The following is a 15884-nucleotide window of genomic DNA, read 5'->3' on the forward strand; positions in this document are numbered from 1 at the left end:
CCGCAACGCCTCATGATTTAACGGATGGCGTTAACCGTCATCGGCGAACCATTTTGATTGCCCACCAACTCCGCCAGCAGGTTATTCACGCCATCGCTCATCGGAGTGAAGCGTGACAGCGGTGAACGCGTCACCACCACAAATACCCCGACGTTATTCTGTGGCACCATCGCCATGTATGTAATAAAGCCGCCGCCGCCGCCGGTTTTTTCGATAATCCCAGGACGTCCCTCTTTTGGCCCCATATACACCCAGCCCATGCCTAAGGCATCGGCACGACCAGGCACATCCATACCTTCCACTTTGGTCAGCTGGTCACGGCGATAGATCAGCGTTTGCAGACGATCGACCTGAGGCGTGCGGTGATTGACCGCCGAGTTGAGGAATTGCTGCATCCAGCGGCCCATATCATCCGGCGTTGAATACACGCCGCCGCTGCCAATCGCTGCCAGCGTGTTATTGCACGGACTGGCCCCTTTCTCAGGGATCATCAGACGCTGGCACTGATCGGGGGATGGCGTAAAGGTGGTGTCTTTCATTCCCAGCGGACGCGTCACCAGCTGTTGCAGCAGAGCGGGATAAGGCGTGCCTGCCGCTTTAGCCAGCGCATCACTCAGCAGATCAAAGCCGAGATTGGAGTAGGAGGCCTGTGTTCCTGGCGTGGCTTTCAGTTGTGCACCCTGCAGCCACTGCCAGCGATCGGTTTTGGTTGGCCAGACAAACACCGGACGATGCGGTTTGCCGCCCGGCTGTTCACGCGGCAGGCTACCGGTATGGGTGGCGAGGTTAATCAGGCGAATCGGCTGACCGTTGTAATTCGGGACGCGTGCGCCAGCCGGAGCATACTTGCTTAACGGGTCATCAAGGCGAATCTGCCCACGTTCCGCCATTTTGACCATCACTTCGCTGGTCATCAATTTACTGAGCGAGGCGATGCGAATCACGGAATCGAGCTGAGGGCGCACGTTATTGCCAGGGCTGGTATCGCCAAAGCTTGCGAATACGCGCTGATTGCCATCAATCGCCACCAGCGCCATGCCGGTTGCGCCGCTGCCATAGAAGATATGCTCGGCATAACGATCAACGATCTGTGAGGCCAGCAGAGGATCGGCTACCGTCTGCGCCATGCTTTTTAATGGAAGCACTGAAACCATTAAGGCCAGTAAAAAAGGAGTACGTTTTTTCAACGGGAAAGCGTCCGCAACAGGATTCGGAGGAAAGCTTATAGTAATCAGTTTGTGCGAGGCGTGAAGAGGGAAGACAGGATTTTTTTCTGTATCAGGCTGTGATCAAAAAACGGCCCTTACGCCAAATGACGCAGGGCCGGATCGATTAGTGCGGCTTGAGTAATGCTTCGGTATGGCTCACGATATTCTCCACCGTAAAGCCAAATTCCGGGAACAACTTACCTGCCGGCGCAGACTCACCGAAGGTGGTCATACCGACAATCGCGCCATCCAGACCGACATACTTGAACCAGTAATCGGCAATACCCGCTTCAACGGCCACGCGCGCTTTGACGCCGGAAGGCAACACCGATTCGCGGTAGGCGGTGTCCTGCTTGTCAAACACGTCGGTGCAGGGCAGGGACACCACGCGCACCTTGTGGCCGCTGGCGCCGAGTTTATCGGCCGCGCCCAGCGCGATTTCAATCTCAGAACCGGTGGCGATGATGATCGCTTCTGGTGTGCCCGCGCAATCCTGCAACACATAGCCGCCTTTAGCGATATCGGCCACCTGTGCTTTGCTGCGCTCTGGCTGCAGCAGATTTTGACGCGACAGAATCAGCGCGGTCGGGCCATGGTGGCGCTCAACGGCGGCTTTCCATGCCACGGCAGTTTCTACCTGATCGCACGGACGCCAGACGCTCATATTCGGCGTCACGCGCAGGCTGGCAAGCTGTTCCACTGGCTGGTGGGTTGGGCCATCTTCGCCCAGGCCAATCGAGTCATGGGTGTACACCAGCACCTGGCGAGCCTTCATCAGCGCCGCCATACGCACCGCATTACGCGCGTATTCAACAAACATCAGGAAGGTGGCGGTGTACGGAATGAAGCCGCCGTGATGCGCCAGGCCATTACCAATCGCCGTCATACCAAATTCGCGCACGCCGTAATGTATATAGTTTCCGGCGATGTCTTCTTTAATCGATTTCGAACCTGACCAGATGGTGAGGTTACTTGGTGCAAGGTCAGCCGAGCCACCTAACAGCTCTGGCAGCAGTTTGCCGTACACTTCCAGTGTGTTCTGCGACGCTTTACGGCTGGCAATTTTTTGCGGATTGGCCTGGAGATCTTCCACAAACGCCTGAGTCGCCTCACTCCATTTCGCCGGCATTCCCCCGTCCAGACGGCGGCTAAACTCAGCGGCGAGATCGGGATGCGCGGCTTTATAGGCAGCAAACTTCTCATCCCAGGCTTTCTCTCGCTGACTGCCCGCTTCTTTGGCATCCCACTGTTGATAAATCTCTTTCGGGATTTCAAACGGTGGATAGTGCCAGCCGAGTTTTTGACGGGTTAAGGCCACTTCCTGCTCGCCCAGCGCCGAGCCGTGTGACTCTTCTTTACCGGCTTTATTCGGCGACCCAAAACCAATGACCGTGCGGCAGATAATCAGCGAAGGCTTGTCGGTGACACTCTGCGCTTCTTTGATGGCGGCGGCGATAGCTTCCGGATCGTGCCCATCAATGCCTTCCGCACTGCCGACGACATGCCAGTTGTAAGCTTCGAAGCGTTTGTGCGTGTCATCGGTGAACCAGCCTTCGGTTTCACCATCAATCGAGATGCCGTTATGATCGTAGAAACCAATCAGTTTGCCGAGGCCGAGGGTGCCGGCCAGTGAGCTGACTTCATGTGAAATGCCTTCCATCAAACAGCCATCGCCCATAAACACATAGGTGTAGTGATCGACGATATCGTGGCCGGGACGGTTAAACTGCGCCGCCAGGGTGCGCTCGGCAATGGCCATGCCCACCGCATTGGCCAAACCCTGTCCCAACGGACCGGTGGTGGTTTCCACGCCTGGCGTATAGCCAATTTCCGGATGGCCAGGCGTTTTGGAATGCAGCTGGCGGAAGTTTTTCAGCTCTTCCATCGGCAGGTCGTAACCGGTGAGGTGCAGCAGGCTGTAAAGCAGCATCGAACCGTGGCCATTGGAGAGAATAAAGCGGTCGCGGTCAGCCCACGCCGGATTGTTGGGATTGTGTTTGAGAACGTCGCGCCATAGCACTTCGGCTATATCGGCCATTCCCATCGGCATACCGGGGTGTCCGGAATTTGCTTTCTGTACCGCATCCATACTCAAAGCACGAATCGCGTTAGCCAACTCTCTGCGTGAAGACATAGGGTACTCCCTTGTGATTGGGCAAATGAGGACGGGCAGACGCCCGTCCGACATGAAAAGGGTGGTGATTTACAGGCGAGAAGCCAGCACATCTTCCAGCTTCTGCTGGTCAATGGCGAATTGACGGATGCCGTCAGACAGTTTTTCCACTGCCATCGGATCCTGGTTATGTTCCCAGCGGAACTCGGCTTCAGAGAGCGGAGCAGGCTGATGGAAGCCTTCGGTTGAAGGCTCTAACTTACGTTCCAGCGGTGCATCGCTGTTTGCCAACTCTTCCAGCAGGTTAGGGGAGATGGTCAGGCGGTCGCAGCCAGCCAGCGCCTGAATCTGCTCAACTTTACGGAAGCTGGCTCCCATGATCACGGTGCTGTAACGATGCTTTTTGAAGTAGTCGTAGATACGACGCACGGATTTCACGCCCGGATCTTCATCCACCACATACGGGTCCAGCGGTTTACGTGAGTTGTACCAGTCATAAATGCGGCCGACGAACGGGGAGATCAGGAACACGCCTGCTTCGGCACAGGCACGCGCCTGCGCAAAAGAGAACAACAGCGTCAGGTTACATTGGATGCCGTTTTTCTCCAGTTCTTCAGCGGCTTTGATCCCTTCCCAGGTTGAGGCCAGTTTGATCAGGATGCGTGAACGATCAATGCCGTTCTCTTCGTACATCCGTACCAGTTTTTCAGCTTTGGTGACACACATGCCACGATCGAAGGAGAGGCGCGCATCCACTTCGGTCGAAACACGGCCCGGTACGCTTTTCAGAATTTCCATACCGAGGTTGATCGCCACTTTATCGCTGGCGTTGATGATTTGCGTCTCTTTGCTGCCGCCCTGTTTTTTCGCATAGTCGATAGCGTCATCAATCAGATGTTTATAAGCATCGAGACCGGCAGCTTTCAGGATCAACGAAGGGTTAGTGGTCGCGTCTTCCGGGTGGTAATGGCGAATAGATTCGATGTCGCCGCTGTCCGCCACCACGGTGGTGAACTGTTTCAATGCATCTAGCTGGTTCATCGCTTAACTCCTTGATTAGCAATAATGTGGGCAAACGGGTCGTGCCCTTTCCTGTTGAGTCGTGGCTCAACACAGTGCTACAGACGTTGCACGAAGAAAATGCGTTTTCTCTGATTGTGGCGCTGAAGGGCATCTGTCACGGAAGGGGGTGCCTGATCGGTTCAGCTACGTGTTTTGCCATCATTAAGGATAGCAGGCTGCGCCAAAGCCGCAGGCGAAGCCGTGGCAATCTGTGCCCTCGTTATTTGAGCGCCTTCACCCTCTTTTGTGCCGCAGATTCCTATACTGGTGGTTTTTCAGCCGTGTCAAAGGATGCCAAATGGACGATCAACTCAAGCAAAGTGCGCTCGATTTCCACCAATATCCCACTCCCGGAAAAATTCAGGTTTCCCCCACCAAACCGCTGGCGACGCAGCGTGATTTAGCGCTGGCCTATTCGCCGGGTGTGGCGGCACCTTGCCTCGAGATTGCTGCCGATCCGCTGGCGGCGCACAAATACACCGCACGCGGCAATCTGGTGGCGGTGATTTCGAACGGAACGGCAGTGCTCGGTCTCGGCAATATCGGTGCGCTGGCCGGTAAACCGGTGATGGAAGGCAAAGGGGTATTGTTCAAGAAATTCGCCGGCATTGATGTGTTCGATATCGAAGTGGACGAGCTGGATCCGGATAAGTTGATTGAGGTGATTGCCGCGCTGGAGCCGACCTTTGGCGGCATAAACCTCGAAGATATCAAAGCGCCAGAGTGTTTTTACATTGAGCAGAAATTGCGCGAGCGCATGAAGATTCCGGTGTTTCACGACGATCAGCACGGGACGGCGATCATCTGTACTGCGGCGGTGCTCAATGGTTTGAGCATCGTTAAAAAGGCCATCTCAGATGTGCGGCTAGTGGTGTCTGGGGCGGGCGCATCAGCCATTGCCTGCCTGAATTTGCTGGTGGCGCTCGGCATGCAGAAGCACAACATTGTGGTGTGCGACTCCAAAGGGGTGATTTACCGCGATCGTGAACCCAATATGACGCCGACCAAAGCCGAGTACGCCATAGAAGATAAAGGCGCGCGTACGCTGGATGAAGTGATTGCCGGTGCGGACATCTTCCTCGGCTGCTCGGGTCCGAAAGCGATGACGCCAGAGATGGTGAAGAAAATGGCGCAGAACCCGCTGATTCTGGCGCTCGCCAATCCTGAACCAGAGATCATGCCGCCGCTGGCGAAAGAGGTTCGACCGGATGCGATTATCTGCACCGGACGCTCGGATTTCCCGAATCAGGTGAACAACGTGCTATGTTTCCCGTTTATTTTCCGCGGGGCGTTGGACGTTGGCGCGACGGCCATTAACGAAGAGATGAAACTGGCGGCGGTGCATGCGATTGCGGCCTTAGCGCAGGCCGAGCAGAGCGATGTGGTGGCCTCCGCCTATGATGATCAGGATCTGAGTTTTGGACCGGAATATCTGATCCCGAAACCGTTCGATCCGCGTTTGATTGTGCAGATCGCGCCTGCTGTGGCGAAAGCGGCGATGGAGTCCGGCGTGGCGACCCGGCCCATCGCTGACTTTGATGCCTATCGCGAGCAGCTCACCGAATTTGTGTATAAAACCAACCTGTTTATGAAGCCGATTTTCTCGCAGGCACGCAAAGATCCGAAACGCGTGGTGATGGCCGAAGGGGAGGAGGTGCGCGTGTTGCATGCGACGCAGGAATTGGTGTCGCTGGGGCTGGCGAAGCCGATTCTGATTGGTCGTCCAAACGTGATTGCGATGCGTATTCAGAAGCAAGGGTTGAAGATTGAAGCGGGCAAGGATTTTGAGATCGTCAACAATGAGTCCGACCCGCGCTTTAAAGAGTATTGGAACGAGTATTATCAGATCATGAAACGGCGCGGGGTCACTCCGGAAACGGCCCAGCGGGCAGTGATCGGCAATCCGACCTTGATCGGTGCGATCATGGTGCATCGTGGCGAAGCCGACGCGTTGATTTGTGGCACCATTGGCGATTACCGCGAGCATTACGATGTGGTGGAGAAGGTGTTTGGTTTCCGCGACGACGTGAAAGTCGCTGGGGCAATGAACGCGTTACTGCTGCCGAGCGGTAACACTTTTATTGCAGATACCTATGTGAATGAAGATCCCAGTGCGGAACAGTTGGCGGATATCACGCTGCTGGCGGCCGAAACGGTGCGTCGCTTTGGTATTGAACCGCGCGTGGCGCTGCTGTCGCACTCCAGCTTTGGCACGTCTAATGCGCCGGGGGCACGTAAAATGCGCGAGGCGTTGACGCTGATTCAAAGCCGTGCGCCAGAACTGGAGATCGACGGTGAGATGCACGGTGATGCGGCGTTGGTGGAGAGTATCCGGCGTGAACTGATGCCCGACAGCCCGCTGAAAGGCACCGCGAATCTGCTGATTATGCCGAACGTGGAGGCGGCACGTATCAGTTATAACCTGCTGCGCGTGTCGTGTTCGGAAGGGGTGACGGTCGGGCCGGTATTGATGGGGATTAGCAAGCCGGTGCATGTGCTGACGCGGATTGCATCGGTGAGACGCATTGTGAATATGGTGGCATTAGCGGTGGTGGAGGCGCAAACCGAGCCGTTGTGATGTGATGAGGTGGCTAAAGATCAGGAGGGTGTTGGTGTGGGCCTCAGCCCCTCTGCTGCTGCCGGGCAGTCCTCGCGCCGCTAACGCGGTGCCTTCGGCTTCCACGTCGTGCCTACAGATCGTTCGGTGATCGACCATCCCTGGTCGGCCCCGAACTGATTCACGCATCCCTGCGTGAATCTCCTGGCCCAACGTAAAAGCCTCAGCGCTGCGGATAGCCCTTGCAGCAGCAGAGGGGCTGAGGCCATCAACATTTGTGCCTTCCTGCAAAAGAACTATTCACCCAATCCCAGCCAATCCTTCACCGGCAGAAAATCGCTGTAGAGCGCTGCTTCCGGCGTGCCGGCTTCGGTTTGGTAATCATATTCCCAGCGCACCAGTGGCGGCATCGACATCAAAATCGATTCGGTGCGGCCGCCGGTTTGCAGGCCGAACAGCGTGCCGCGATCCCACACCAGATTAAATTCGACATAACGCCCGCGGCGATAGAGCTGGAACTGACGCTCGCGCTCGCCCCACGGCAGCGCTTTGCGCTTCGCGACGATCGGTAAATAGGCATCCAGATATCCTTTGCCCACCGCCTGCATAAAATCGAAGCAGTGATCAAAGTCTGGCGTATTCAGGTCATCGTAAAACAGCCCGCCAATGCCACGCTGCTCGTTACGATGTTTGAGGTGGAAATAATCATCACACCATTTTTTGTAGCGCGGATAGACGTCTTCGCCAAACGGCTGGCACAGATCAAACGCGGTTTGATGCCAGTGCAGCGCATCTTCCTCAAAACCATAATACGGAGTGAGATCGAAACCGCCGCCGAACCACCACACCGGATCGGCACCCGGCTTCTCAGCAATGAAGAAACGCACGTTGGCGTGACTGGTTGGGATGTACGGGTTTTCCGGGTGCACAACGAGTGACACGCCCATGGCTTCAAAGCTGCGGCCGGCCAGTTCGGGGCGGTGCGCAGTGGCGGAGGCGGGCATCTGATCACCGTGTACATGAGAGAAGTTCACGCCTGCCTGCTCAAACACCGCGCCGTTGCGCAGTACGCGACTTCGTCCGCCACCGCCACCTGGGCGCTGCCAGTCATCTTCGGCGAAGGTCGCTGTGCCATCGGCTGCTGCCAGCTGGGCGCAAATTTCATCTTGCAGCGTCAGTAAAAACGCTTGGACGCGGGAAATATCGGGATTGCTCATGAGTCACTCGTTCCGGAAATTTGCCGCGATTCTATCACAGGACAGCGCTACGCCTGGCGACGATCGTACTCGTTGAAGTAATTGACGATACCGTCGGCAATCGCGCTGGCGATCTTCTGGCGGAAGGCAGTGGTACCCAGCAGTTGCTCCTCACGCGGGTTGGTAATAAAGGAGGTTTCGACCAGCACTGACGGAATCGAGGGCGACTTCAACACGGCAAACGCGGCCTGTTCGGTATGCTGACTGTGCAGATGATGCACCGGGCGAATCTGATCCAATACGTGTTTGCCCAGCGTCAGGCTATTGCGGATGGTATCGGTCTGGACCAGATCGAACAGAATCTGATTCAGATAATTATCTTTCTCCTGTACTTCCGCGCCACCGACTTTATCGGCATCGTTTTCGCGCTGCGACATGTAGCGCGCCATGGCGCTACTGGCACCGCGGTTCGACAGCGCGAATACTGACGCGCCATTGGCATCCGGGCTGGTGTAGCCGTCAGCGTGGATCGACATAAAAAGATTGGCACCGTGCTGATGCGCGATTTCGACGCGTTGATAGAGCGGAATAAAGTGATCGCTTTCACGCGTCAGTCGCACTTCCACTTTAGGGTGATTTTGCAGCAGCGTGCGCACGGTATTGGCAATTGCCAGAACGATATGTTTCTCTTCCGAGCCCTCTTCGCCAACCGCGCCCGAATCAATGCCGCCGTGACCGGGATCGATCATCACGATGCGTTTACCGTTAGTCGCCGGTTTAGGCGGGGTGTGACCTTTGCTGACGCGCAAATCGGCGCTCTCTTCTTTTGCCATCACCGCACGGGGTGACAGCACCGCCAGCGCCAGGCCAGAAAGAATCAGCTGGCGGCGATTGGTAAGGCGCTTCAGCAGTGAAATTTTATTCATAATAGTGTCCCTGACAGGAAATCCTGCCCAGTGTTATATCGTAACAATTGCCCTGCGGCGACTTCACAACCATTTCAGCGCATTACTTTGTATTACACGGTACTAACAGCAATTTAGCCGTTTTTTTCCGCCGTTGCGCGGCGTGAGGGTTGCGCCTGGCAAAGAATGCGTGATAATCAGCGAATTGTGCCTAACAGCAGGGTAACGCCGATGGAAATCCGCTCATTCCGCCAGGAAGATTTTGAAGAAGTGATCACGCTCTGGGAGCGTTGCGATCTATTACGTCCGTGGAACGATCCGGAACTGGATATCGAACGTAAAATGAACCACGATCCCGAACTGTTTCTGGTGGCGGAAGTGGGCGGCGAAGTGGTCGGCACGGTGATGGGCGGTTACGATGGCCATCGCGGATCGGTCTACTATCTGGCGGTGCATCCCGATTATCAGGGACGCGGCTTTGCGAATGCCTTAATGAATCGCCTGGAGAAGAAGTTAATCGCGCGCGGCTGCCCGAAAATCAATCTGATGGTGCGTGAAGAAAATGACCAGGTGCTCGCCTTCTACGAAAAACTCGATTACGAGCCTGTGGACTCGGTGTTACTGGGTAAACGTTTAATCGAAGACCGCGAGTATTAAGCCGCCGATGATGGGGCTGAAATATTTGCCAGACGAATACGATGCAAAAGGGCAGCTACGGCTGCCGTTTCTTTTCTGGCTGATTCTGTTATTGCAGGCGCGCACCTGGCTGTTACTGGTGATGGCGGGCGCGTCCCGTCAGCAGGGTAACGATCTGCTGGCGCTGTTCTATCCCGACCGTCAGAGCTTTTGGATTGGATTGGCGCTGGGCATTCCGGCGGCAGCGGGTTTGCTGCTGACCGGCTATCGCCAACGCTGGCCGCGCCTGTGGCAGAGTTGGCGTCAGGTGCTGAGTGTGTCGTTATTGATCAGTCTGTTGTCGCAAGGCTACGGGCTGGTACAGGGCGCTTTTCCGGACTCTCCGTGGCCGCTACTTTTAACGCTGTTTGATCTGCTGGCGTTGATTTGGCTGCAAACCCATCAGCGCTTGCGCGACTGTTTTCTGCCGGAACATCTGCATCTCGAATAAACTTTTTGCCGATTTGCGACTCCAACAGGCACGCCAATCGGCACAGAAGATCAAGGAGTATTCATGAAAGTTGTTCGTCCCGCACTGCTGGTCAGCGCCATGATTCTGGCAGGATGCGCCAGTTCAGGTTCCTCTTCCGCCTCCAGCGCGAGCGAAAGCCATTGGTATAATCCGCTGAGCTATCACTGGTCGGCACTGAATCCAATGAACTGGTTTGGCGGTTCGTTAACCGTGACCGAGCAGGGTGTGGCTGGACTCAGCAGCACCACGGCGATGTCGGAAGCGGCGATTGGTAAAGCGCTGAACAACGATTACCAACTACGTCAGGGGATGCGCACGCAAAATGGTCAGGTGGTGGATTTCTGGCAGGCATTGGATGAGGGCAAACTGAAGCTGGTGATCAATGGTCAAAGCAGCGTAGAGCGCATTGAAGTCTTGGACACCGCAGCCAAAAGCGCTGATGGCAGCAAAATCGGCGATCTGTTTAGCGACAAATTCAGTAAAGCCTTCGATAACTGCAAACTGGTCTCGGGATTAGATGCGCGCGATGTGGAATGCCGTGCGCCGGGTAGCCAGCACATCTCCTATATCTACAGCGGAGAAGGGCACGGACCCGAGGGTTTGATGCCGGCTGACGATACCTTAAAAAGCTGGAAAATCAGCAAGATCGTTTGGCAGCGCTAAGCGAAAAAAAGTTGCGTTAACGCACAACCTCCGTGTGGCTTTCCGGTATGATACAGGCGAAAAAAACGTCTTAACTCATCATGCCGGAGAGCAGTGCAATGTCTCAATTTCAGTGCGGGATCCTGCTGGAACACCGCCGTTTCGCCATTTGGCTTGAAGCCCGCGTTACGGGTGACCTCAATGCGCTGCGTCAGGGCAGCAAATCATTTCTGCAGCAACTCGAAGCGCTACAACAGAAATTTGCCGATGCCGGCCTGGGCGCGGTGATCGCCTTTGGTGATGCGTTGTGGCGCGACCTGCAAGGTGCCTCTTCCGCGCCTGAATTGAAAGCTTTCGCGCCACTGGGGAAAGGTATTGCGCCTGCGACTCAGCGTGATTTGCTCATCCATATCCAATCGTTACGTCATGACGTGAACTTCTCGCTGGCGCAGGCCGCACTTACCGCTTTTGCTGATGCGGTCGTGATTGAAGAAGAGACGCACGGTTTCCGTTGGGTTGAAGATCGCGATCTGTCGGGCTTTGTTGATGGCACCGAAAACCCGCAGGGTGAAGCACGTCAGCAGGTGGCGATTATCGCTGAGGGACCGGATGCGGGCGGCAGTTACGTATTCACGCAACGATGGGAGCACAATCTTAAACTGTGGAACCGCATGGCGGTAGAGAAGCAGGAAGCGATTATTGGTCGCACCAAGGTGGATAACGAGGAGTTACCTGGCGATCAACGTCCCGTGACCTCACATCTGAGCCGCGTTGATCTGAAAGAAGAGGGCAAAGGGCTGAAAATCCTGCGCCAGAGCTTGCCGTACGGCACTGCCAGCGGCACGCACGGGCTGTACTTCATCTCCTATTGCAACCGCCTCTATAACATCGAGCAGCAGTTGCTGAGCATGTTCGGTGAGCGCGATGGCAAGATGGATGCGATGCTGCGTTTCACCAAACCGGTCACCGGCAGCTACTTCTTCGCGCCTTCACTGAACGCATTACAAGCGCTGTAACAGGCAGGTGAGCGGCCCTCTGCGCCGCTCACGGTTAATCCCGCTCTTCGCATAAACTCTCCCGCCGTCTTATGCCTTTTTAGACTTTGAAATCCCCAAACGATATATAAAACCGTTACTGGTTTGCCCTGAGTTATAAATACACTGACAGCATCTAATGGCATTGGCGATTTCGCCGACGAGCAGGGTGCAGCATGACACTTCCGATTACGAAAAAATGGATGAGCGGAATCGCCTTGTCACTGGCGTTAGCCGGTGCAGCGCAGGCAACAGAGTTGTTGAACAGCTCTTATGATGTCTCGCGCGAGCTGTTTGTTGCCCTGGATGCGCCATTTGAACAACAGTGGAATGCAGCACATCCCAATGACAAGCTGACGATTAAACAATCGCATGCCGGGTCATCAAAACAGGCGCTGGCTATCCTGCAAGGGCTGCGCGCGGATGTGGTGACCTACAATCAGGTCACTGACGTGCAGGTGCTGCATGACAAAGGCAACCTGATCCCGGCTGACTGGCAAACCCGTCTGCCGAACAACAGCTCACCGTTCTACTCCACCATGGCGTTTCTGGTGCGCAAAGGGAATCCTAAGCAAATCCACGATTGGTCGGATTTGGCGCGCGATAACGTGAAGCTGGTGTTCCCGAACCCGAAAACCTCCGGTAATGGTCGCTATACCTATCTGGCGGCCTGGGGCGCTGCCGATCAGGCGGATGGTAAAGACAAAGCCAAAACCGAAGCCTTTATGACGAAATTCCTGAAAAATGTCGAAGTGTTTGATACCGGCGGCCGTGGCGCGACGACCACCTTCGCCGAACGCGGTTTAGGGGATGTGCTGATCAGCTTTGAATCGGAAGTGAACAACATCCGCAATCAGTACGGCAAAGATGACTACGAAGTCATTGTGCCTAAGACCAATATTCTGGCGGAGTTTCCTGTGGCGTGGGTCGACAAAAACGTCGAGCACAACGGCACTGCAGACGCGGCAAAAGCCTACCTCAATTTCCTCTATTCCCCAGAGGCGCAGAAAATCATTACCGGTTTCTATTATCGCGTGAACAATCCACAGCTGATGGCGGAACAGAAAGACCGCTTCCCGCAGACCGCGCTGTTTAATGTGCAGGATACCTTTGGCGGCTGGGATAACGTGATGAAAACCCATTTTGCCAGCGGCGGTGAGCTGGATAAATTACTGGCAGCGGGGCGCGGTTGATGTTTGCCTTAGCGCAAAAGCGCGTGCTACCGGGGTTCGGTCTCAGCCTTGGCACCAGCCTGCTATTTACCTGCCTGATCCTGCTGTTGCCAATCAGCGCGCTGCTGATGCAGTTGTCCAACATGACGCTGGCGCAATATTGGGATGTGGTCACCAATCCACAGCTGATTGCGGCTTATAAGGTCACGCTGTTGTCGGCGGGCGTGGCATCCATTTTCAATGCGTTCTTTGGCATGTTAATGGCCTGGATTCTGACCCGTTACCGTTTCCCTGGCCGCGCGTTGCTGGATGGCTTGATGGATCTGCCGTTTGCACTGCCTACTGCTGTCGCCGGCCTGACGCTGGCGGGGTTGTTCTCGGTGAGTGGTTGGTATGGTCAATGGTTGGCCCATTTCGACATCAAAGTCTCTTACACCTGGCTGGGCATTGCAGTGGCGATGGCCTTTACCAGTATCCCGTTTGTGGTGCGCACGGTACAGCCGGTACTGGAAGAGTTAGGCCCGGAATATGAAGAAGCGGCTGAAACGCTGGGTGCGACACCGTGGCAAAGTTTCCGCCGTGTGGTGCTGCCAGAGGTGGCGCCCGCGCTGTTAGCGGGCACGGCGTTATCGTTCACGCGCAGCCTGGGTGAGTTTGGTGCGGTTATCTTTATCGCAGGTAACATCGCGTGGAAAACCGAAGTCACGTCGCTGATGATTTTTGTTCGCCTGCAAGAGTTTGATTACCCGGCGGCCAGTGCTATCGCCTCGGTCATCATGGCCGCTTCGCTGCTGTTGCTGTTCGCGATTAACACCTTGCAGAGCCGCTTTGGCCGTCGCTTAGGAGGCCACTAATGGCGGAGATTTCGCAGATTAATCACGCTGAGCGTCAGCCTGTGAACTGGGGTAAATGGCTGCTGATTGGCGTGGGCGCGCTGGTCTCCTTCCTGCTGCTGGTGGTCCCGATGATCTCCATCTTTTGGGAAGCCCTGAGCCAGGGGGTTATTGCCTCGCTCTCTAATTTAAAAGAGGGTGACATGCTGCACGCCATCTGGCTGACGATTCTGGTGGCGCTGATTACCGTGCCGGTCAATCTGGTGTTCGGTACGCTGCTGGCATGGCTGGTAACGCGCTTTACTTTCCCGGGCCGCCAACTGTTGCTGACGCTGTTTGATATTCCTTTTGCCGTGTCACCGGTGGTGGCGGGGCTGATGTATCTGCTGTTCTGGGGCATCAACGGCCCGGCGGGTGGTTGGCTGGACGCGCACAACATTCAGATCATGTTTGCCTGGCCGGGCATGGTGCTGGCCACCATTTTTGTCACCTGCCCGTTTGTGGTCCGTGAGCTGGTGCCGGTGATGTTGAGCCAGGGCAGCAATGAAGATGAAGCCGCGGTGCTGTTAGGCGCCTCGGGCTGGCAGATGTTCCGCCGCGTAACGTTGCCGAACATTCGCTGGGCGCTGATGTACGGCGTGGTGTTAACCAACGCGCGTGCGATTGGCGAGTTTGGTGCGGTCTCGGTGGTCTCGGGATCGATTCGCGGTGAGACCTACACCTTACCGCTTCAGGTTGAATTACTGCATCAGGATTACAACACCGTTGGCGCCTTTACCGCGGCTGCGTTGTTGACCCTGATGGCCATTTTGACGCTGTTTCTGAAAAGCGTGGTGCAGTGGCGATTAGAGCATCAGCAGAAGCGCCAACAGGAGGAAAATCATGAGCATTGAGATTAAACACATTAACAAAGCGTTCGGCCGTACGCCGGTGCTAAACGATATCTCTCTGGATATTCCTACCGGCAAAATGGTGGCGCTGCTGGGGCCGTCAGGCTCGGGCAAAACCACGCTGCTGCGCATCATCGCGGGTCTTGAGCATCAGAATAGCGGGCAGATTCATTTCCACGGTAAAGATGTCAGCCGCATTCACGCGCGCGATCGCCAGGTCGGCTTTGTATTCCAGCACTATGCGCTGTTCCGCCATATGACCGTGTTCGATAACATCGCCTTTGGTTTAACCGTGTTGCCGCGCCGTGAGCGCCCATCCGCCGCTGAAATCAAACAGCGTGTGACGCGCCTGCTCGAGATGGTGCAGCTGGCGCATCTCGCCAATCGTTTCCCGGCTCAGCTTTCGGGTGGACAGAAGCAGCGCGTGGCATTGGCGCGTGCGCTGGCAGTGGAACCGCAGATCTTGCTGCTGGATGAACCTTTCGGCGCGCTGGATGCGCAGGTGCGTAAAGAGCTGCGTCGCTGGCTGCGTCAGTTGCATGAAGAATTGAAATTCACCAGCGTGTTTGTGACGCATGACCAGGAAGAGGCGATGGAAGTCGCTGACAGCGTGGTGGTGATGAGCCAGGGTAATATCGAACAGGTCGGCACGCCTGACGAAGTCTGGCAGGAACCGGCTACCCGCTTTGTGCTGGAGTTCCTCGGCGAAGTGAATCGCTTTGACGGTGAAGTGCATGGTTCGCAATTCCATGTGGGTGCACATCGCTGGCCATTAGGTTACACGCCCGCACATCAGGGTGAGGTCGAGTTGTTCCTGCGTCCGTGGGAAGTGGATATCTCGCGTCAGAGCAGCCTGGAAACGCCGCTGCCGGTGCAGGTGCTAGAGATCAGCCCGCGCGGTCACTTCTGGCAATTAGTGGTGCAGCCAAGCGGCTGGCAAGGCGATGTCTTCTCGGTGGTCTATGATGGCGACCATACTGCACCGATCCGTGGCGAACGTCTGTTTGTTGGCCTGCAACAGGCACGACTTTACCATGGCACTGCGCCGTTGCGTCCGGTTGCCTTTGCCGAAAGCGCCTGATATTTTTGACACTCCTTCGGGCGGGACTTTCCCGCCCGATTTAT

14 protein-coding genes are annotated in these 15884 nt (G+C 55.8%); 9 read left to right on the top strand and 5 right to left on the bottom strand.

The genetic code is table 11. From position 1 onward, the window contains the following. Positions 1-17 precede the first annotated feature (17 nt). The 3 genes from ampH to tal all read right to left on the bottom strand — a co-directional run bounded on the left by ampH (position 18) and on the right by tal (position 4362). Complete coding sequence (ampH, locus tag LH22_RS08095) at positions 18-1187, bottom strand: D-alanyl-D-alanine-carboxypeptidase/endopeptidase AmpH (RefSeq protein ID WP_038645536.1); 1170 nt, start codon at positions 1185-1187, stop codon at positions 18-20. A gap of 145 nt (positions 1188-1332) precedes the next feature. After that, on the bottom strand, positions 1333-3342 hold the full coding sequence (gene tkt / locus LH22_RS08100) for a transketolase (RefSeq protein WP_038645538.1): 2010 nt from the start codon (positions 3340-3342) through the stop codon (positions 1333-1335). A gap of 69 nt (positions 3343-3411) precedes the next feature. Beyond that, a complete protein-coding gene (gene tal, locus LH22_RS08105) occupies positions 3412-4362 on the bottom strand; it encodes a transaldolase (protein ID WP_038645541.1) in 951 nt (316 codons plus the stop codon). 319 nt (positions 4363-4681) lie between these two features. Here tal and maeB point away from each other — a divergent pair, with 319 nt between their 5' ends. After that, the gene (gene maeB, locus LH22_RS08110) at positions 4682-6961 is read left to right on the top strand and encodes an NADP-dependent oxaloacetate-decarboxylating malate dehydrogenase (protein ID WP_038645544.1); all 2280 of its coding nucleotides are present in this window, start codon (positions 4682-4684) and stop codon (positions 6959-6961) included. 275 nt (positions 6962-7236) lie between these two features. Here the strand turns inward: maeB and hemF are convergent, their stop codons facing one another. Both hemF and amiA read right to left on the bottom strand, forming a co-directional pair. After that, positions 7237-8157: an oxygen-dependent coproporphyrinogen oxidase gene (gene hemF, locus LH22_RS08115; RefSeq protein WP_038645546.1), complete on the bottom strand. Its 921-nt coding sequence runs from the start codon at positions 8155-8157 to the stop codon at positions 7237-7239. A gap of 47 nt (positions 8158-8204) precedes the next feature. Then, positions 8205-9062 (bottom strand): N-acetylmuramoyl-L-alanine amidase AmiA, encoded by an 858-nt coding sequence (gene amiA / locus LH22_RS08120; RefSeq protein WP_038645549.1) that lies wholly within the window; start codon positions 9060-9062, stop codon positions 8205-8207. A 210-nt stretch (positions 9063-9272) separates the two neighbouring features. Here amiA and LH22_RS08125 point away from each other — a divergent pair, with 210 nt between their 5' ends. From LH22_RS08125 to cysA, 8 genes are all read left to right on the top strand, one after another. Further along, positions 9273-9698, top strand: coding sequence for a GNAT family acetyltransferase (locus tag LH22_RS08125; RefSeq protein ID WP_034825851.1), 426 nt, complete (start codon positions 9273-9275; stop codon positions 9696-9698). A gap of 7 nt (positions 9699-9705) precedes the next feature. Then, complete coding sequence (locus LH22_RS08130) at positions 9706-10167, top strand: DUF2919 domain-containing protein (RefSeq protein ID WP_156102781.1); 462 nt, start codon at positions 9706-9708, stop codon at positions 10165-10167. Positions 10168-10230: 63 nt separating this feature from the next. Further along, a complete protein-coding gene (locus LH22_RS08135; RefSeq protein ID WP_038645554.1) occupies positions 10231-10851 on the top strand; it encodes an RpoE-regulated lipoprotein in 621 nt (206 codons plus the stop codon). A gap of 98 nt (positions 10852-10949) precedes the next feature. After that, positions 10950-11846, top strand: a complete 897-nt coding sequence (locus tag LH22_RS08140) for a Dyp-type peroxidase (protein ID WP_038645556.1) — start codon at positions 10950-10952, stop codon at positions 11844-11846. 194 nt (positions 11847-12040) lie between these two features. Further along, positions 12041-13057, top strand: coding sequence for a sulfate ABC transporter substrate-binding protein (locus LH22_RS08145; RefSeq protein WP_038645558.1), 1017 nt, complete (start codon positions 12041-12043; stop codon positions 13055-13057). Further along, positions 13057-13890 (top strand): sulfate/thiosulfate ABC transporter permease CysT, encoded by an 834-nt coding sequence (gene cysT / locus LH22_RS08150; RefSeq protein ID WP_034825859.1) that lies wholly within the window; start codon positions 13057-13059, stop codon positions 13888-13890. Before LH22_RS08145 ends, cysT begins: the two co-directional genes overlap by 1 nt. Next, positions 13890-14762 (top strand): sulfate/thiosulfate ABC transporter permease CysW, encoded by an 873-nt coding sequence (gene cysW / locus LH22_RS08155; RefSeq protein WP_038645560.1) that lies wholly within the window; start codon positions 13890-13892, stop codon positions 14760-14762. Before cysT ends, cysW begins: the two co-directional genes overlap by 1 nt. Then, a complete protein-coding gene (gene cysA, locus LH22_RS08160) occupies positions 14752-15840 on the top strand; it encodes a sulfate/thiosulfate ABC transporter ATP-binding protein CysA (protein ID WP_038645562.1) in 1089 nt (362 codons plus the stop codon). Before cysW ends, cysA begins: the two co-directional genes overlap by 11 nt. The last annotated feature ends 44 nt before the right edge of the window (positions 15841-15884 follow it).

This window comes from Pantoea rwandensis, assembly GCF_000759475.1.
Lineage (GTDB): Bacteria > Pseudomonadota > Gammaproteobacteria > Enterobacterales > Enterobacteriaceae > Pantoea > Pantoea rwandensis_B.

What these genes read in the sequence shown, in the direction of transcription:
- tkt (WP_038645538.1), bottom strand. Translation starts at nt 3,342, where the DNA reads ATGTCTTCACGCAGAGAGTTGGCTAACGCGATTCGTGCTTTGAGTATG.
- tal (WP_038645541.1), bottom strand. Translation starts at nt 4,362, where the DNA reads ATGAACCAGCTAGATGCATTGAAACAGTTCACCACCGTGGTGGCGGAC.
- maeB (WP_038645544.1), top strand. Translation starts at nt 4,682, where the DNA reads ATGGACGATCAACTCAAGCAAAGTGCGCTCGATTTCCACCAATATCCC.
- hemF (WP_038645546.1), bottom strand. Translation starts at nt 8,157, where the DNA reads ATGAGCAATCCCGATATTTCCCGCGTCCAAGCGTTTTTACTGACGCTG.
- amiA (WP_038645549.1), bottom strand. Translation starts at nt 9,062, where the DNA reads ATGAATAAAATTTCACTGCTGAAGCGCCTTACCAATCGCCGCCAGCTG.
- LH22_RS08125 (WP_034825851.1), top strand. Translation starts at nt 9,273, where the DNA reads ATGGAAATCCGCTCATTCCGCCAGGAAGATTTTGAAGAAGTGATCACG.
- LH22_RS08130 (WP_156102781.1), top strand. Translation starts at nt 9,706, where the DNA reads ATGATGGGGCTGAAATATTTGCCAGACGAATACGATGCAAAAGGGCAG.
- LH22_RS08135 (WP_038645554.1), top strand. Translation starts at nt 10,231, where the DNA reads ATGAAAGTTGTTCGTCCCGCACTGCTGGTCAGCGCCATGATTCTGGCA.
- LH22_RS08140 (WP_038645556.1), top strand. Translation starts at nt 10,950, where the DNA reads ATGTCTCAATTTCAGTGCGGGATCCTGCTGGAACACCGCCGTTTCGCC.
- LH22_RS08145 (WP_038645558.1), top strand. Translation starts at nt 12,041, where the DNA reads ATGACACTTCCGATTACGAAAAAATGGATGAGCGGAATCGCCTTGTCA.
- cysT (WP_034825859.1), top strand. Translation starts at nt 13,057, where the DNA reads ATGTTTGCCTTAGCGCAAAAGCGCGTGCTACCGGGGTTCGGTCTCAGC.
- cysW (WP_038645560.1), top strand. Translation starts at nt 13,890, where the DNA reads ATGGCGGAGATTTCGCAGATTAATCACGCTGAGCGTCAGCCTGTGAAC.
- cysA (WP_038645562.1), top strand. Translation starts at nt 14,752, where the DNA reads ATGAGCATTGAGATTAAACACATTAACAAAGCGTTCGGCCGTACGCCG.